The sequence below is a fragment of the Paenibacillus rhizosphaerae genome, assembly GCF_014192015.1.
GTDB lineage: Bacteria > Bacillota > Bacilli > Paenibacillales > Paenibacillaceae > Paenibacillus_AQ > Paenibacillus_AQ rhizosphaerae.
This window is the reverse complement of the sequence record NZ_JACHXJ010000001.1, coordinates 483,785-500,806: the sequence shown is the minus strand read 5'-3', so window position 1 is coordinate 500,806 and position 17,022 is coordinate 483,785. Positions and strand designations below refer to the sequence as shown.

Sequence of the window (17,022 nt, the reverse complement as noted above, 5' to 3'; positions counted from 1 at the left end):
TGATTTACAGCGGCAGGCTTCTTTTCCGGAAAATAATCATGCCGGCGGCGAAAGCCGCTGCCCCCAAGCCGGCCAAAACCGCGACGGACAACGGCCAATTCGCCGTCTTCCCGACGATCTCCCCCGGATCAAACAGCGAAAAGACCGAAATATGCCGCATCCAGCTGAGCTGCCCGCTGATTTTGCCGATCAGGTTCAGGCTGAAAAATCCGATGGTAATCACACCCGAGAGCGTCAGCGCCCGCTTTTCGTCATTGCAGCAGGCGGAAATCAAGTAAGAAATGCCTCCGATGCAGAAGAACAGCAGCAGGGCGCCCGCATTCAGCAGCACAAAGCCGGTGCCGTCGAAATCGGCCAGATCCCCGATAAACCAGGCGTACCCGGCGAAACCTGCCAGCGTCGTGACCGCGCAGATCAGCACCAGTCCGGAGAGCAGCACGGCCGCCTGGGTCAGCGCTACCTTCGTCCGGGTGGTGGGCGCCGACAACAGGTACGCCATCGAGCCCTGGTCGACAAGCTTGGCGATTAGCTGTGTGGATACCAGAATGCAGAAGATGGACAGAATCAGCAGGTACAGCAGGCCGTAATACTCGCCGGATATAAACGCGCCGATGCTGCCAAAGCCGTTTTCCAGGCCGAACGCCTTGCCCACGCCCTCCGGCATCGCATCGATCAGCGAATTCAAGCTGCCGCTGTTTTTGGCGATTCCCGGATAAATCCAAAACATCAATAAGATATAAAAGGCCGATCCGACGGCATAATTCATAAACATTTTCAGGTTAATCGCCAGCATTTGTCTGTACAGCGGCATATTCATGGCGTTTGACCCTCCCGATCGTAATAATTCATAAAAATGTCTTCCAGGTTCTGCGTGAACACATCGATATTGCGCACGTGAAAGCGGGCGGTTTCGCGGATAAACCGGTCCACATCGCCCTGAACGGCCACCCGCACGCGGCTGCCTTCCCGGGAATCGATCTTCAGACCGCATTTCATGAAATCGTTCACTTCCTGCTCCGATTCGAACGTCACTTCGAACAGCTTGCGCTGCATCGACTGCAGCTCATGGATATCCTTGACCGCAATAATGACGCCGTCCTTGATGATCGCCGCCCTGTCGCAGGTCCGTTCGATTTCCGGAAAATTATGCGAGGACATCAGAAAGGTCGTCCCCCTTGCCTTCTCCTCCAGCACGAGCTCGATGAACACTTTTTGCATGAGCGGATCCAGCCCTGACGTCGGCTCATCCAGAATAATGACCTCCGGGCGGTGCATGAAGGCGGCAACGATCCCGACCTTCTGCTTCATTCCCTTGGACATTTTCCGGATCGGCGTCCGGACGTCAAACTGCAGCCGGCGGATGAGCTCGTCGCGCCAAGCCGAATCGACGCCGCCCTGCATGCCTGCCATAAAATCCAGAAACGCCTTGCCGGTCATCCCCTCGATAAACGCGATTTCGCCGGGAAGGTAGCCGATATATTTTTGAAATCGCCCCTGCTCCTTCCACGTGTCATGGCCACATACCTTCACGGAGCCTTGATCCGGCTTCAAAAAGCCCATGATATGCCGGATCGTCGTCGATTTGCCGGCTCCATTGGGCCCCAGGAAACCGAACACCTCGCCGCGGCGGACCGAGAAGGTGACGTCCCGGATGCCTCTCCCGTTCGGAAAAATTTTGGTCACATGTTCAACGCTCAGCATGCCAGCGCCTCCAATGCACATTTTGAATTTATGAAATATTAATGTTCAAATATTTCATAAATGGATCATACGCCTGCCGCTTTCCACCGTCAATACATTTTATGAAATATTTTTGTGTTATAATTTCATTAATTAGATCGTACGGACGAAGCCGGTATTCTTCGTTCATTCGATCAAGCCGATGGCCTATTTTAAAATAGTTAGGATGGATCGCAAGTAATGAATGGATTTGAAAAGCGGGCGCTGCAGATCAAACAAAAAATCAAACAAACGGTATTGGAAATGCTGGGTGAATGGGAACCCCGGCAAATCCGCATCAAGGATATCGCAGCCAAGGCGGAAGTGTCACAGGTCACCATATACAACTATTTCGGCAGCAAAGAGGCGCTGCTCCGCGAAGTGTTCAAGGAATTTGTCGCCATGCTGATGGAGGAATATGAAGGCATATTGACCGGCGATGCGCCGCTGAAGGAAAAAATCGAATACATCATATTTCAGAAAAGCAGGTTAAAACTGCCCTTCACCCCCTCCGTGCTCAAGCAGCTGATCGAAGCCGACCCGGAAATCAATCGGTATATCCAGCAGCAGTATGAGGAACGCGCCATCCCCCTGATCACCGATTTTGTGCAGAAGGGCAAGCAGCGGGGAGAAATTTCGGAGAAAGTGTCCGTCCAGATGGTGCTTCTCTATGTCGGTATGATGACGGAGCAGTACGAAAAACTGCTGGATCTAGTCAATCAGAGTGAGGATCCCGAGACATTTACAGAGGAAATGATTCATGTGTTCTTTTATGGCATTTGTGGTCCGGAATACCAAAAATGATTAACAGCTTGCCCTTTTTGTGTTAATTTAGTGTTCGCGGTATGTAAAATCGGGTTTATCATGACTATACTTGTAAATACCAACGAACACTGTAATGAACAGAAAGGAGCAGGTATGATCGACTTCCGTTCCACTTATTCCAGACCGAAAACGCCCTTTATCGCCGTTTTCGTCGTTCTGATGCTCAAGCTGCTGCTCCTCCGGTACTTTTTCTTCCATGATATTTTGTGGAGCCGGATCACCGCCGACGCGGCTGCGCTGCTGGTGCTGCTGTGCATCATTGAGCTGATCACCCCCGCGAAAGCAAAGGGATGGGTCTATTGGATTTTTAACGCCATTTTCTCGATTCTCATGTTTGCTTCGGCGCTGTATTTTCAGCATTTCAATTCGGTGCCGACTTATACGGCGCTGTCCGAGCTGAAGCAGGTGCTGCAGATCAAGGAAAGCGTCCAGTCGACGATCGAAACGGAGAACTATTTATTTTTTGCCGACGTTGTGATCGTCGCACTCTTGTGGCTGATCGGCCGCTGGGTACCGCTGCGGATTTCACTGCGCACGCGGCTCCGTAAAATCTGGCCGGCGGCCCTCGGCATCATCGGCTTGATCGTCTCCGCGCTGTACATCAATGCCGACCGCTCCATCACCAATGAGCTGATGCAGGCAGAGCATCTCGGCTTCCTGGATTACCAGGTCGCCGCCGGGATCCGCGCCAGCGAGGAGAACAGCTTGATCGCTTCCGGCAATCTGGACGACACCGTTCAAAAGGTCAGCCAGGCCGAGCAATCGTACCCGTACGCCAGTGAGACTGCGCAAGACAAGCCAGCGATGTTTGGAGCCGCCAAGGGCAAAAACGTCATCGTCATCCAAATGGAGGCGTTCCAGAACTTCCCGATCCATTTGTCGACGGGCGGTCAGGAACTGACCCCAGTCCTGAACCAATTGGCTGACGGCGGCCTGTATTTCCCACGCGTCTTCCAGCAGATCGGACAAGGCAATACGTCGGACGCTGAATTTATGAGCAATACGTCGATTTACCCGACCGGTACGGTGGCGATGTCGAGCGGCTTCGGCGACCGAGAGCTTCCGAGCATGCCGCGCCTCTTGGAGCAGCTCGGTTATACGGCCGATACGTTTCACGTCAATGACGTGAAATTCTGGGACCGGGATCAGCTCTACCCGGCGCTGAATTTCACAAATTACTACGACAAAAAGTCGTATAAGAATGATCACTTCAACGATTTCGGTGCTTCGGACGAGGAGCTGTACCGGGTCGGTCTGGACAAGCTGTCCGAACTGCATGACCAGGGCAAGCCGTTCTATGCCCAGTTCGTTACCGCATCCAGCCACTTTCCGTTCAAGGTGCCAGAGGACCGCAAGAAAATCAAAGTCCCCGATTCCATACAGGGAACCCAGTTAGGAGATTACCTGACGGCGGTGAATTACACCGATTATGCAATCGGTACTCTGATCGACGGTCTGAAAGCGAAAGGCATGTGGGACGACACCATGCTCGTCATTTACGGCGACCATTTCGGTCTTCAGCCGCAGGACAATGATCCGGCAGTCATCAAGCAGGCGCTCGGCATTACCTATGACCAGCGGATTACCCGCTTCAACATCCCGCTGATCATGCATATTCCCGGGAAACAGGGCAAAGTCGTCGACCAGGTCGGCGGTCAGCTCGACATGATGCCGACGCTAGCGAACCTGCTGGGCATTTCGCTCAAGGACAAGCAATATACCGCATTTGGCCACGACCTGCTCAACATCGACAATAATGTTGTCGGGATGCGGTATTATCTGCCGACAGGCTCCTTCTTCAACAATGACATTTTGTTTGTGCCGGGCAAAGGCTTTGAAGATGGCACCGCCATCTCCCTGAAGACGATGCAGCCCGTCGCCGACTTCTCGAAATACCGCAAAGATTACGACTATATTTTGAACCTGATGAAGCTGTCGGACGAATACGTAAGGCTGCTTCCAAGACGGTAACGGCCAATGGCAAAAGCCGGCTGCTTCCAAGACGGTAACGGCCAATGGCAAAAGCCGGCTGCTTCCATTCCATGCGGGATGGGAGCAGCCGGCTTTTTTGAAATGATTGGTGTACATTTAATTCGGGGCCGGCGAACCGCCTTCACCCGCGAGGCCGATCAATACGCGTAAAATATCCGTTTTGGTGACCCGGCCAATCATGATGCTGTCCCCCTCGGCGGAAACGACGGGCAGGCAGTTCACCTGATGCTTCACCAGCTTGGCGGCCGCATCCAGCACCGTCTCCTCGGGCGTGAGCGCCGCCATGTGCGCCCGGCGGGTCATCGCCAGACCGACGGGAATCGTGCTCAAATCCGCATGCCCCATCGTCAGCTTCAGGACGTCCTTACGGGAGACGACCCCTTTGAGCTCACCGGACTCTCCGGTCACCATCAGCGTTCCCGTATTCTCGCACAACAGCTGCACAACGGCATCGTAGGCCGTCGCATGCTCTGAGATGGTCACAGGGGCGCTGTATATATCCTTCACGTATATTTGCTGCAATCTTTGTTCAAACTCACCTTGGGAGCTTGGCGTTTCACCGGGAAAATATCCTACCTTCGGCTTGGCGTTGATCAAGCCCAGCATCGTGAGCAGGGACAGGTCCGCGCGCAGGGTCGGGCGGCTGAGGCCGATCATCTCAGCGATCTGATCGCCTGTAACGGGAGCATGCTCCCGCACAAGTTCCACGATATCCAGCTGTCTCGGAGTTAGTTGAATGGGAATCCTCTCCTTTGAGAAAAATCACCTGAAGCTGCAATTCCATTGTTATACCACAGGCAGCATGGTTTAAATAATTAATGTGTCATAAATCAGTTATGATACACACTATTATAATTTTTATTTTAACCGATAGCCATATCTTTTCATAACCGAAGGAGGAATTAGTGACATGAAGTTTTTCCTGGATACGGGCAACATCGACGAAATCAAACGGATCTCCCGCCTGGGACTGGTGGACGGGGTAACGACCAACCCTTCCCTGATCGCCAAGGAAGGCCGGGATTTCAAAGAGGTCATTCAGGAGATTTGCAGCATCGTCTCCGGCCCGGTCAGCGCCGAAGTCATCGGCACCAAAGCCGAGGACATGCTGAAGGAAGCCTACGAGATTGCCGAATGGGCACCGAACGTCGTCATCAAGGTACCGATGACCGAAGACGGCCTGTATGCATGTCATGAACTGGCCAAAAAGGGCATTAAAACGAATGTGACGCTGATCTTTTCCGCCGCACAGGGCCTGATGGCCGCCAAAGCCGGGGCTACGTATGTCAGCCCGTTCGTCGGACGCCTGGACGATATCGGGGTCGAAGGCATGAAGCTGATTCGCGAGCTGAAGCAAATCCTTGAAAACTACGGCATGACGTCCGAAATCATCGCCGCCAGCATCCGCAATATCAAGCATGTGGAGGACGCGGCCATCGCCGGCGCCCACATCGCAACCATTCCGGGCTCGCTGCTGCCGTCCCTGTGGAAGCATCCACTGACCGATAGCGGGATCGAGCGCTTCCTGGCCGACTGGGAGAAAGTGCCTAAAGCGGCCAAAAGCCAGGCGAAAGCCGACGAGTAACTACGTACAAATAAAAAAACAGCCCGGCTGGGAGTTTCCCGGCAGGGCTGTTTTTTTTATTTAGGGGCCTTATAGAATTTCTCGCCTTTGGGCGCCCGGTGCTATAGCGGGATGACCGTGGCGGACAGCGCGTACGGATTAACCTGTATTCATATCTGTCTGCCCCGCAATGATCAGCTCGATCGATTTCTCCCGGAGCAGTGACGCGTCTTTCTCGTCAACATAGCCGTCGGTAATCAGCACGTCCACCTCGGACCAATCGGCCAGATGGGTGAACGCCTGGACGCCGATTTTGCTCGCGTCGGCCAGAATATACACGTTCTTCGCCTGCCGGATCATCCGGTGCTTGACCATCGCCTGCAGCTCGTTGGATTCGCTGATTCCCCGGTCCAGGTGCACGCCCTTGCAGGAAATAAACGCCTTATCCACATAATAGGATTCCAGTCCGCGTTCGGCGAGCGGGCCGACGTAGGACAAGGAATGGGCTGCCAGCATGCCGCCCGTCGAAATGACTTCGATCTTCTCCTTGGAGGACAGCTCCAGGGCAACCTTAATGGAATTGGTGACCACGGTCAAAGGAATGTCCGGCAGGATCGAAGCCATATACCACGCCGTCGAGCTGGCATCCAGGGCGATGCGGTCACTCGGCTCGATCCGCCGCACCGCCTCTTCGGCAATCCGCTTTTTCTCGTCCTGATGGATGACTTCCCGCTCGAAATACGGGGTCTCCGCCTGGGTCTCTTTGACGCTGACGGCCCCGCCATGGCTCCGGCGCAGCTTGCCCTGCTGCTCCAGCCGGTCCAGGTCGCGGCGGATCGTCTCTTCGGTCACGCCGCACAGCTCGCTCAGCTCGGACACCCGGATGCTGCCCCGCTCATTGACGAGCCGCACGATGGTATCATAACGTTCCGCAACTAACATAGCTTCCCTCTTTCGTTCTATCGTACACCCATTATATAGATTTGCCCGTTCCCGGACAACGTGTCATCTCCATGCCCCTTGGGCCGGGAACGGGGACAATTCCGAATCGGATTATCCGACAATCAAAGCGTAGGCGATCCCCGGTCCGTGAACACCGATGGTCAAGTCGTTCTCGATGTCCGAGGAACGGCTCGGCCCCGAGATAAAATGCACCCCTGCCGGCAGTCCCTCCCCGGCGCTGCAGGACAGGCGGCCCATGACCTCGCCGAGCCGCGTCTTCATGCGTTCCGTGGGAACGATAGCGATCAGCAGATTAGGCAGGAGGGACACGGACCGCCCCTTCTCCGCCGAAGACGTAACCACCAGCGAGCCGGTATACGCCACGGCGTCGTCCACAAGCACGATCCCCGCATCCGTATAGGCGGCAGCGGCCAGGGAAGCGTCCGGATCCTGCCCGTTCCATACCCGGTGCGCAAGCTCCGGCAACTGCTGCTCCAGCCGGAGCCCAGCCAGCTCGGGCAAATCATGCCGAATCGTTGACTGCGCGCCGTGCTCCTGCAGGATGCGAGTCACGACGCCGGACAGTTCTTCCCAGCCGGCCACCCGCTCGGTATGGCCGCCGGCGGCGCGCCAGTTCCCCATAAAGCGCTCAATCCGCTCTTCATGCGTCAGCTCGTAGCGGTTCCAAAATTCCGGCGCGCCCCGATACGGATGCTCCGGCTTGCGGGAATCGCCCGCACCTCCACGCCCGAGGCGGTTGGCGATATGACCGATGAACCGCTTCTGCTGTTCTCGGGATTGCTGCTCCATTTTCGCCAAAAATGACGGATCGGATGTGTTCATCGCTTCGTCCCCCTTTCCTTCCGGCCGGCGACGATGCTCTCCATGCGGGACTTCATCGCCTCAGGCATCGGCGGGAGGCTGGCCCCGACTTCTGCGTCCAGCTGTGGCCAGCGTTCCCGGAACGATCTGCTGGGCAGCGCCGGAATGTGCCGGTACGCCGTCCAGCCCTTGAGCGGGCCGAATTGGGAACGGATATATCCGTCCCGAACCAGCAGCTTCTGGCCCGTCTGTCCGAGCTTCACCGCCTGCTTAAAGCGGCCGGAGCTCTTCATCAGCATTTTAAAGCCCTTCATCGCCAGCTTTTCGCCGGCTGTGGTATACCCCCGCTCCACCTTCCGGTTCCGCAAATAGACGAGCATGTCGTGCAGCGGAATCTTGACCGGACAGGCTTCATAGCAGGCGCCGCACAGACTGGAGGCGTTTGCGATGTCCTGCCACTCCTCGGTATTTTTGTTTAGGGCCGGCGTCAGTACCGCACCGATCGGCCCGCTGTACGTTCCGGGATACGAGTGTCCCCCGATATGACGGTATACCGGGCAGGCGTTCAGGCATGCCCCGCACCGGATACAGTTTAAAAGCTCCTGAAAATCCGGATCCCCGAGCTGCAGCGAGCGGCCGTTGTCGACGATGATGATGTGCATCTCCTCCGGTCCGTCTCCATCCGCCGTCCGGCGCGGTCCCGTAATGCCCGACATGTACACGGTCAGCTTCTGGCCCGTCGCCGAGCGCGGAAGGAGCGTCGCCATCACTTCCAGGTCATCCCAGGTCGGAATAAGCCGCTCCATCCCCATCAGCGTAATTTGCGTTTTCGGTACCGTGCTCACCATGCGTGCGTTGCCCTCGTTTTCAAAAATGACGATCGATCCGCTCTCCGCAATGCCGAAGTTAGCCCCGGTTAACCCGATGTCGGCTTCCAGAAACTTGTCGCGGAGCTTCCGCCGCGCGAATCCCGCCAAAATTTTCGTATCCGGCGCCAGCGTCTCTCCCGCTTCCTTCGACAGCAGGTCGGCGATTTGATACCGGTTTTTGTGAATAGCCGGGATAATGATATGGGAAGGCGGTTCATTCGCCAGCTGGATGATGTACTCGCCAAGGTCGCTTTCGATGGATTCGATGCCGATGCCCTCAAATGCTTCATTAATGTGAACTTCCTCGGAAACCATCGATTTGGACTTGACCACTGACTTGGCCTGCTTGTGCTTGGCAATCTCCACCGCGATTCGGGCGGCGTCCTTCGCCTCGGGGGCAAAATGCACATGTACTCCCTGCGCCCGGGCATGATCCACAAATTGGTTCAAATAGTAGTCGAGATGGGCGATCGTATGGGCCCGGATCTGCCGCCCCCGTTCCCTCCATTCCTCCCAGTTGCCGTGTTCCGCCGTCGCCGCCTTCTTGCCGTTCTTCAGCTTTTCGGTCGTAAACTTGACGGCGTTAACCAGAAATTCGTCCTTCAGGGCGGTTTCCGCCCGTTCCTTTACGCTAGACCCCTGCGGCTTGCTCACGGTGCTTCACTCCCTCATACAGCAGTTCCGCCAGATGCATGACCCGGACCGGCTTGCCCTGATAGTGCAGATTGCCGCCGATGTTCAGCAGGCAGCCCATGTCCAGCCCGACCAGCACCTCGGCCTCCGTTTCCAGCACGTGCTGGCTTTTCTCCTCGACCATCGCTCCCGAAATGTCGCTCATCTTGATGGCGAACGTCCCGCCGAAGCCGCAGCAGTCTTCCGCATAAGGCAGCGGAATCAGCTCCATGCCCTGCACACTGGCCATCAGCTGCATCGGCTCGTCTTTGATGCCGAGCAGCCGGGAGCCGTGGCAGGACGGGTGATAAGTGACTCTGTGGGGGAAAACGGCCCCTACATCCGTCACGCCCAGCACTTGAACGAGAAACTGGGTGAATTCGTACGTCTTCTCCTTAAGCGCCAGCGCTTTCTCCTGAAGCAGAGGCTCATGTTCAAACAGCTTGGGGTAATAATGATGGATCATTCCGGTGCAGGAGCCCGAAGGGGCGATCACAAAATCGCTGTCGTCAAACGCTTCCAAAATCGTCCGCGCCGAGGCTCTGGCTTCATCCCAATAGCCGCTGTTAAAGGCCGGCTGGCCGCAGCAGGTCTGCACCTGCGGAAAATCGAGCCGGACGCCGTAACGCGCCAGCAGGCGGGCCATCGCTTCGCCGATGGGCGGAAACAGCGCGTCGCTGATGCAGGTAATGAATAGCGAAACCTTCAATGTGTAGTCCCTCCTTTGCGGTTCAACATTAAAAGTCTGGCAGAACGCCGGCAGCGCGCCGGAGTCTGCCGTGTGTTATGGCAAGAGAGGGAGCGGCCCCCGCCAAACATGCCTGTTCAGCCGGAGCCTGCTCCCTTTCATCAGACGTTCAATCTGCGCCAGTTTCCCCGTAATCCGTATGCTTATCGGGTGAATGCCGCCGGTACGCCGCCGTCGATCGTCAGCATGCAGCCGGTCGTCTTCTCCGACTTGGAAGAGGCGAAATAGGCGATCCCTTCAGCCACATCCTTCGGATAAATATTGACCAGGAGCGTCGTTCTCTTGCGGTAGTGCTCTTCCAGCTGATCAGGCTCGATGCCGTAGGCCGCCGCCCGTTCGTTCCGCCAATTGGAGTTCCAGATCGCCGATCCCTGCAGGATCGCATCCGGCAAAATCGTGTTGACGCGGATGCCGTATTCTCCGCCCTCAGCCGCGATGCAGCGGGCCAAGTGGGCTTCAAGCGCCTTGACAGAGCTGTAGGCCGTCACGTTCTTGCCGGCGTACACCGAATTTTTGGAGCCGACAAAAACCATGCTTCCGCCGATCCCCTGCTCCTTCATTTGCTTGAACGCTTCTCTGGCTACAAGGAAGTAGCCCGTGCCGAGGACGTTGATGTTCAGATTCCATTCCTTCAGGGAGGTTTCGTCAAACGGGCTCGATGTGGCCAGCCCCGCATTGTTGACGATGATGTCCACGCCGCCGTAGGTCAAAGCCGTTTCAGCCAAAGCGTCCCTGACCATATCCTCCTGGGTTACGTCCATCTTGACGGCCTTGGCCCGGCCTTCGCCGTACTTGGCGTTGATCTCGGAGGCCACCTTTTCCGCGCCTTCCAGGTTGAGGTCGGCCAGGACGACATGAGCTCCCTCCGACACGAAGCGGCGAGCCGTTTCGCTGCCGATGCCGCCTGCGCCGCCGGTAATAAAGGCGACCTTGCGGGAGAACTCCGCTTCCGCCGGAGCCAGGGACAGCTTGTAGAGCTCAAGCGGCCAATATTCCACATTGTAGGATTCGTTCTCGCTTAAGGATACGAATTGTCCCAAGGCCGTAGAACCTTTCATCACCGCGATCGCCCGGTGGTACAAGGCCCCGCTGACCCCCGCCATATCCAGGCTCTTGCCGGTGTTGACCATGCCGATCCCCGGAATGAGAATGACGCGCGGAGCCGCTTCGGACATGACATCGCCCTCATTTTTGTTCCGTTCAAAATACGCCTTATACTCTTCCTTATAAGCTTCGACGCCTTGACGCACCGCCGCTTTGAGGGAATCGGTATTGCCGTTTGCCGGATCCCAGTCGATATACAGCGGAACCCGCTTTGTATGCACCAGATGATCGGGGCAGGCCGCTCCCACCTGCGAGAGCTCCTTCGCGTCACGGCTGTTGACGAACTGCAGCACGTCTTCGGCGTCGTCGTAAGTGACGATCATTTTTTTGCTGTCGCTGACCGCGCCGCGGATCACAGGCAGCACTTCGGCCAGAACTGATCTGCGCTTCTCCGGCGCCAGCACCGCCGTCCTTTGCCCGCCGAACACCTTCTCTTCCTGTACCTTCCCGGCAATATACGCTTCCGCTTTTTGGATCATGGCGATCGTCTGGTTGTAAGATTCCTCGGAGGTCTGGCCCCATGTCACCAGGCCGTGCTTCTCCATCAGCACCAGCTGGGCATTCGGATTGTTCCGGACGCCTTCGGCGATCATTTTGGACAGCGTAAATCCAGGACGGATATACGGCACCCATACGAAGGTATCCCCGTAGATTTCTCGGGCGATTTCTTTGCCGTTATCCGCGCAGCACAAGCTGATAATCGCATCCGGGTGAGTATGGTCAACGTGCGGATACGGGAGGAATGCGTGCAGCAGCGTCTCGATTGACGCTCTTGGATGCTTGCTGTCGATCATGCAGTGGGACAGGTAAGCCACCATCTCCTCATCCGACATTTCTTCACGCTCAATCAGCGGACGAATATCCTCAAGCCGCAGGCCGGTAAAATGCTGTGCTTTCATCGTCGCCAGATCCGAACCGCTCCCTTTTACCCACATGACCTCCACGTCACGGCCGCGAAAGTCCTGCTCCACCGTCTTCAGTGACGTATTGCCTCCGCCCCAGTTGCAGACACTGCGGTCGCTGCCGATCAGGTTGGACCGGTACACCAGCTGGTCAACGCCGGCTTTCTGCCGGGAAGCTTCATCGGAATTCCATCGATTTTGTACCATGATAAGGACGACCTCCAATAAGTTCTTTTGATTTTATTTGTTTTTATTTGTATTGCTTTGATTATAGCAGACGAAATTTTGTTTTAATACCCCTTTTTAAATATAAACAAATAAAAACGCAGCAGATCCGGAAAATCCAAACATTTTCCGAACCTGCCGCGTTGCCAGGCATCATCCATATTCATTTGTTTTTCCAACGATCTCCCTCAGCGGGCGCCGACCCGTCTGCTCAACCCGATTCCGCGCCGCCCCTTACTTCGGGAGCTGCGGCCCGAATCCTCCGGCTTGCTGCTGTTCTCCTTCGGCTTCACGGCCAGCAGGGTCAGCAGAACGCCAATCGCCGCTACCACAGCCATCGTACCAAACAGGATCCAATGGGTGCTCTTCATGAGAAGGGATACAACGGGCGGGCCGAGTGATACCCCGATGTACCTCATGCTGCTGTATAGAGAAGTGATCGTTCCGCGCTGCTTTTCCTCAATCCCTTCGGTGATCAGCGCGTCCATGCAGGGAAGGGTGGTGCCGATGCCTGCTCCGCAGACTGAGAAAAAGATCAGGAGAAACGTAATCTGGCTGCTGAATCCGGCAACGACCAATCCGGCCGTCAGCAGCGCCATGCCTGCAAAGCCGGTCCACTTCATCCGTTTTTTGTTTTTCCCGATCACTTTCCCGGCGATAAACGAGCACAGACATAACGCCGCAAGCGGAATCGCCAGCACCAGGCCTTTTACGATCCCATGCATGCCGTATTTGCTTTCCAGCGTCTCCGATAGAAAAAACAGCACGCCGAACGTAATAAACATGCTGATTCCGCCGATGGCGAAAATGGCATACAGCCAGCGCCCTTTTTCACGTAATATGTCCTTGGTGTCAGACAGAAATTCCTTGATTGACGTTTTGTTTTCGTTTTTCTTCTTAGGCGTTTTCACTAAAAAAGCGACCATGATCAGCGAAATGATGCAGAGAACGGGAATCGCGAGAAAAGGCAAAAACCAAACCAGCAGAGCCAGCGCGGATCCGAGAATCGGACTGACCACCTTGCCAAACGTATTCGAGGTTTCGATGATTCCCAGGCTTTTGCTGACATCGTCTTCATCATCAAACATATCACCTACAAGCGGAAGCACGATCGGGAAAGCCCCCGCTGCACCGATGCCCTGCAGGAATCTGCCTGCAAGAATGATCCAGTAAGCGGTGGCTCCGTCCGTCCACCAGGCGGCTGCCCCCGATATCGCTCCTCCCGCTGCGGCAATAATGAGGCTGGGGATAATGACGGTTTTTCGTCCAAACCGGTCCGATAAATACCCCGCTATGGGAATCAGCACGATCGCCACAACGCCAAACACCGTGATCAGCATACTGACCTGAAAAGCGCTGACGTGCAGCTTTTGCGATATCTCAGGCAAAATGGGAATTAACATGGAGTTGCCAAGCGTCATAATGAGCGGTATCGAGGCAAGCGCCACCAGATCCCATTTTTTGTCTTCCATGACAAAACCACCTTTACGTTCGATGATAAATCATGTTATATTGTGGTTCTTTTCTGTCATGGATATGCATGCGCTCCCAGTTCAGGCTTGGTAATTCCATCCCCTCAATTCGGTAAAAATTCGCCTAGCGCTCCGTCTCAAAAGACATCCAGCTGATCCGTACGGTTCCCTCCAGATACAAGTAGATCGAATGGACTCCGGGCGCAACGCGGACCGGGGCCGAGGCGGTTTCAAAGTGCTGGGATTCTCCTGCTTCGACCTCCAATCTCGCTGCAGCTCCTCCTTCCGATGATCCGATTCGGATCGCGATCCCGCCGCCCTGCGTTCCCCCGCTGACCCGCAGCTTCACCCAGTACGCCTCCTGATTGAATTCGGCATGATGAAAAGCAATCCACCCCTGCTCTCCCCGTGCTGTCCGGACCGCAGTCCGTCCCTCCAGGCACTCATCCAGCACGACGCCATCATAATCATCGTAATTTTCGGCAAACGTTGTCCGGGTGAGATCCCGGTTTGGAATCGTTTCGCCGTCGACCTCGATGACCGATACAAGCCGGATGTCTTCGGAGGAGGCTCCCGCCATGAGCTCATACGTGCCAGATTGGACGCAGTAGCGGTCGCGTGTTACGTCCCACACGGCAAGCTCCGAGACAGGTAGTGCAAAGCTGACGGTTTGGCTCTTCCCGGGCGCAAGCGTGATGCGCTTAAATCCTTGCAGCTGTTTTCGAGGCATTTTTACGCGCGTTGATCCGCTTTTGACATACAGCTGGACCACTTCATCTCCGCTGACGCTTCCCGTATTGGTCACCTGCAGGCTTGCCTGAATCAAGCCGTCCGCCTGAACCTTAGCGGATACAAGTGAAAGACCGCTGTATTCAAAGCTTGTGAAGGACAGACCATGTCCAAACGGATACAGCGGCTTGCCTTCAAAATACATATAGGTGCGTCCGCCCTTGATAATATCGTAATCCAGGAAATCGGGCAGTTGTTCTTCGCTTTCGTACCAGGTCATATTCAGACGGCCGCCCGGGTTCACATCGCCGAACAGCACGTCAGCCAGTGCATTGCCGAGCTCCTGCCCGCCATGGGACGTAAACAGGATCGACGGAGCGACGTCCGCGATGTCGCCGAGCGCGAACGGATAACTACCCACGATGACGACGACCGTTCGCGGGTTCGCCCGGCACACTTCCCGGACCAGTCTGGCTTGGGCCTCCGGAAGCCCGATTCCCGGACGGTCCACCTCTTCCTTGCCGTTGACGAACGGATTGTTGCCGATAACGACAACGGCCGTATCGCTGTCCTTCGCGATTCGCACCGCCTCCTCCAGCCCGCTTGTTACAATCTCTTTGGTAAACGTCTGCGCCTCGGCCGTGGATGCGTCTTCCTTGCTTCGAAGAACAGCCTGCCCCCAATCATCCGTCTCTACCCCAATAGATCGGCCGTTCCACGCTTTCAGGGCAATGGTACCGTCCTTCCTGTCGTCCAGACGCAGCACTTCTTTGACGAACCAGCCCCATACCCGCTCCGAGGAAGCCCTCAGCGTACCGTTCTCTCCTTCAGTCACATACAATCCGCTGCTCACCGATTGAAGCGTATGGCTGCCGTATCCCCAGTCCCTGTGGCGGAACAGCTGGTCCGCTTCCCGCTCTCCCCGGGGCACCGTTGTCATCAGACGATCCGCATCCGTACCCGGCACGACGCTCCACCTGTTGCTTGTCTGATTGAGCTTGACGACATCATCGCCGTCGGCATACGGAACGTCCTGTTCCGGCAGCTTGGCGGCGATACCCTCGTACGGCGTGACAGCGTAGGGAAGCGTCCCGCTGTACCAATCCGTATAGACGGCATTGCCGAGCGGTCCGATGACGGATACTTTCCGCTTTTTGTCCAAGGGCAGGAGGTTCCCTTCATTTTTCAGCAGGACCACGGATTTCCTGGCCGCCTGCAGCGATAGTTTCGCGTGGTCCGGCGACATCAGCGCCTCTTCCGGAATGGAGGCGTACGGATTCAGCTCCGGCGGATCAAACTGTCCCAGCTTCATCCGCACCCTGAACATGTTGCGAAGGGCCAGGTCCAAATCCGCTTCGGCGATAAGCCCTTGCCCCAGAGCCTCCCGGACGGCATCGACGACCAGGTCCACCTCGTCGGTCAGGCAGTCGACGCCGGCCTTGAGCGCCCCCGCCACGGACTGGGCATGGGTTTGATGGTATTTGTGATAGTCGACTGTCTGGGACAGATCACCCCCGTCGCATACGATGAATCCTGGCATTTTCCATTCGCCTTTGACAAACTGCTTGACGTAAGGGCTTTCAATCGCGGGAGTCCCGTTGATCGAGTTGTACGCAGTCATCATGGAGTAGGCTCCGCCTTCGGTAAACGGCTCTTTAAATGCCTTCAAATAATATTCATGCATGTTGCGCGGATCGATGCTGGAGGAGAACGTGAGCCGGTCCACTTCATTATTGTTGGCAAAAAAATGCTTCAAAGTCGCCACCATCTTCAGGTAAAACGGATGTTCGCCCTGCATGCCGCGTATCAGCGAAGAAGTCAGCTTCCCCGTCAGATGAGGATCTTCTCCGTAAGCTTCCTCGGTTCGCCCCCATCTCGGGTCGCGCTCCAGGTCCACGGTGGGAGCCCACAAGGTCAGGCCGTGCCGCTGAGGATGCCGGTGATGGAACACCCTCGCTTCATCCCCGATCGCCGAACCGATTTGCTGCATCAGCTCCTCGTCCCATGTGCAGGCCAGCCCAATGGGCTGCGGGAACACCGTCGCCTCCCCGATCCAGGCGACGCCGTGGGCCGCTTCCCCGCCCACGTTGTAAGCCGGAATGCCCAATCGCTCCACGGCGGCCTGCCGGGTAGGAATCAGCGGTATTTTTTCCTCCGCGGTCAGACGGGAAACGAGATCGGCCACCCGCTCCTCGAGCGGAAGAGTGTGATCCCAAAAAGGTAATGATTTATAGGATGGTTGTTCCATCGGTAAGAACCTCCTTAGCCAATGTGCAGATAAATACAGACATTCTTAGAAACATGCCGCGTTTAGCGAATTTTTTTCTTGCGAGATCCGGATGCTCAGCCTCGGATGGTTTATACCTTCTGATCTCTAAAAAACCGGACCGCAGCCATCTGCGGTCCGGTATCAATACATCAGCTGCCTAGCAGCCCT

At 56.0% G+C, this 17,022-nt stretch carries 13 protein-coding genes; 3 read left to right on the top strand and 10 right to left on the bottom strand.

What is annotated here, in order from left to right; translation table 11 throughout:
* Nucleotides 1-4: 4 nt before the first annotated feature.
* A complete protein-coding gene (locus FHS19_RS02060; RefSeq protein WP_183577941.1) occupies nt 5-817 on the bottom strand; it encodes an ABC transporter permease subunit in 813 nt (270 codons plus the stop codon).
* A complete protein-coding gene (locus tag FHS19_RS02055; RefSeq protein ID WP_183577938.1) occupies nt 814-1,701 on the bottom strand; it encodes an ABC transporter ATP-binding protein in 888 nt (295 codons plus the stop codon). Before FHS19_RS02055 ends, FHS19_RS02060 begins: the two co-directional genes overlap by 4 nt.
* A 219-nt stretch (nt 1,702-1,920) precedes the next feature.
* Here FHS19_RS02055 and FHS19_RS02050 point away from each other — a divergent pair, with 219 nt between their 5' ends.
* Complete coding sequence (locus tag FHS19_RS02050; protein ID WP_183577936.1) at nt 1,921-2,523, top strand: TetR/AcrR family transcriptional regulator; 603 nt, start codon at nt 1,921-1,923, stop codon at nt 2,521-2,523.
* Between the two features lie 114 nt (nt 2,524-2,637).
* The gene (locus tag FHS19_RS02045; RefSeq protein ID WP_183577933.1) at nt 2,638-4,515 is read left to right on the top strand and encodes an LTA synthase family protein; all 1,878 of its coding nucleotides are present in this window, start codon (nt 2,638-2,640) and stop codon (nt 4,513-4,515) included.
* Between the two features lie 117 nt (nt 4,516-4,632).
* Here FHS19_RS02045 and FHS19_RS02040 read toward each other — a convergent pair whose 3' ends face one another.
* On the bottom strand, nt 4,633-5,280 hold the full coding sequence (locus FHS19_RS02040; RefSeq protein WP_183581341.1) for a CBS domain-containing protein: 648 nt from the start codon (nt 5,278-5,280) through the stop codon (nt 4,633-4,635).
* A 166-nt stretch (nt 5,281-5,446) separates the two neighbouring features.
* Here FHS19_RS02040 and fsa point away from each other — a divergent pair, with 166 nt between their 5' ends.
* Entirely contained in the window at nt 5,447-6,121 is a 675-nt protein-coding gene (fsa, locus tag FHS19_RS02035) for a fructose-6-phosphate aldolase (protein WP_183577930.1), read from the top strand.
* Between the two features lie 138 nt (nt 6,122-6,259).
* Here fsa and FHS19_RS02030 read toward each other — a convergent pair whose 3' ends face one another.
* The 7 genes from FHS19_RS02030 to FHS19_RS02000 form a co-directional block, all read right to left on the bottom strand.
* A complete protein-coding gene (locus tag FHS19_RS02030) occupies nt 6,260-7,042 on the bottom strand; it encodes a DeoR/GlpR family DNA-binding transcription regulator (protein WP_183577926.1) in 783 nt (260 codons plus the stop codon).
* Nucleotides 7,043-7,153: 111 nt separating this feature from the next.
* Nucleotides 7,154-7,885: a LutC/YkgG family protein gene (locus tag FHS19_RS02025; protein WP_183577923.1), complete on the bottom strand. Its 732-nt coding sequence runs from the start codon at nt 7,883-7,885 to the stop codon at nt 7,154-7,156.
* Nucleotides 7,882-9,387 (bottom strand): LutB/LldF family L-lactate oxidation iron-sulfur protein, encoded by a 1,506-nt coding sequence (locus tag FHS19_RS02020; RefSeq protein ID WP_183577920.1) that lies wholly within the window; start codon nt 9,385-9,387, stop codon nt 7,882-7,884. The genes FHS19_RS02025 and FHS19_RS02020 overlap by 4 nt, the downstream gene beginning before the upstream one ends.
* Nucleotides 9,365-10,114, bottom strand: coding sequence for a (Fe-S)-binding protein (locus FHS19_RS02015; RefSeq protein ID WP_183577917.1), 750 nt, complete (start codon nt 10,112-10,114; stop codon nt 9,365-9,367). Before FHS19_RS02015 ends, FHS19_RS02020 begins: the two co-directional genes overlap by 23 nt.
* A 182-nt stretch (nt 10,115-10,296) precedes the next feature.
* A complete protein-coding gene (locus tag FHS19_RS02010; protein WP_183577914.1) occupies nt 10,297-12,366 on the bottom strand; it encodes a bifunctional aldolase/short-chain dehydrogenase in 2,070 nt (689 codons plus the stop codon).
* A gap of 206 nt (nt 12,367-12,572) precedes the next feature.
* Nucleotides 12,573-13,856: a bacillibactin exporter BcbE gene (gene bcbE / locus FHS19_RS02005; protein WP_183577911.1), complete on the bottom strand. Its 1,284-nt coding sequence runs from the start codon at nt 13,854-13,856 to the stop codon at nt 12,573-12,575.
* A 124-nt stretch (nt 13,857-13,980) separates the two neighbouring features.
* Nucleotides 13,981-16,833: a glycoside hydrolase family 3 protein gene (locus tag FHS19_RS02000; protein ID WP_183577908.1), complete on the bottom strand. Its 2,853-nt coding sequence runs from the start codon at nt 16,831-16,833 to the stop codon at nt 13,981-13,983.
* Between the last annotated feature and the right edge of the window lie 189 nt (nt 16,834-17,022).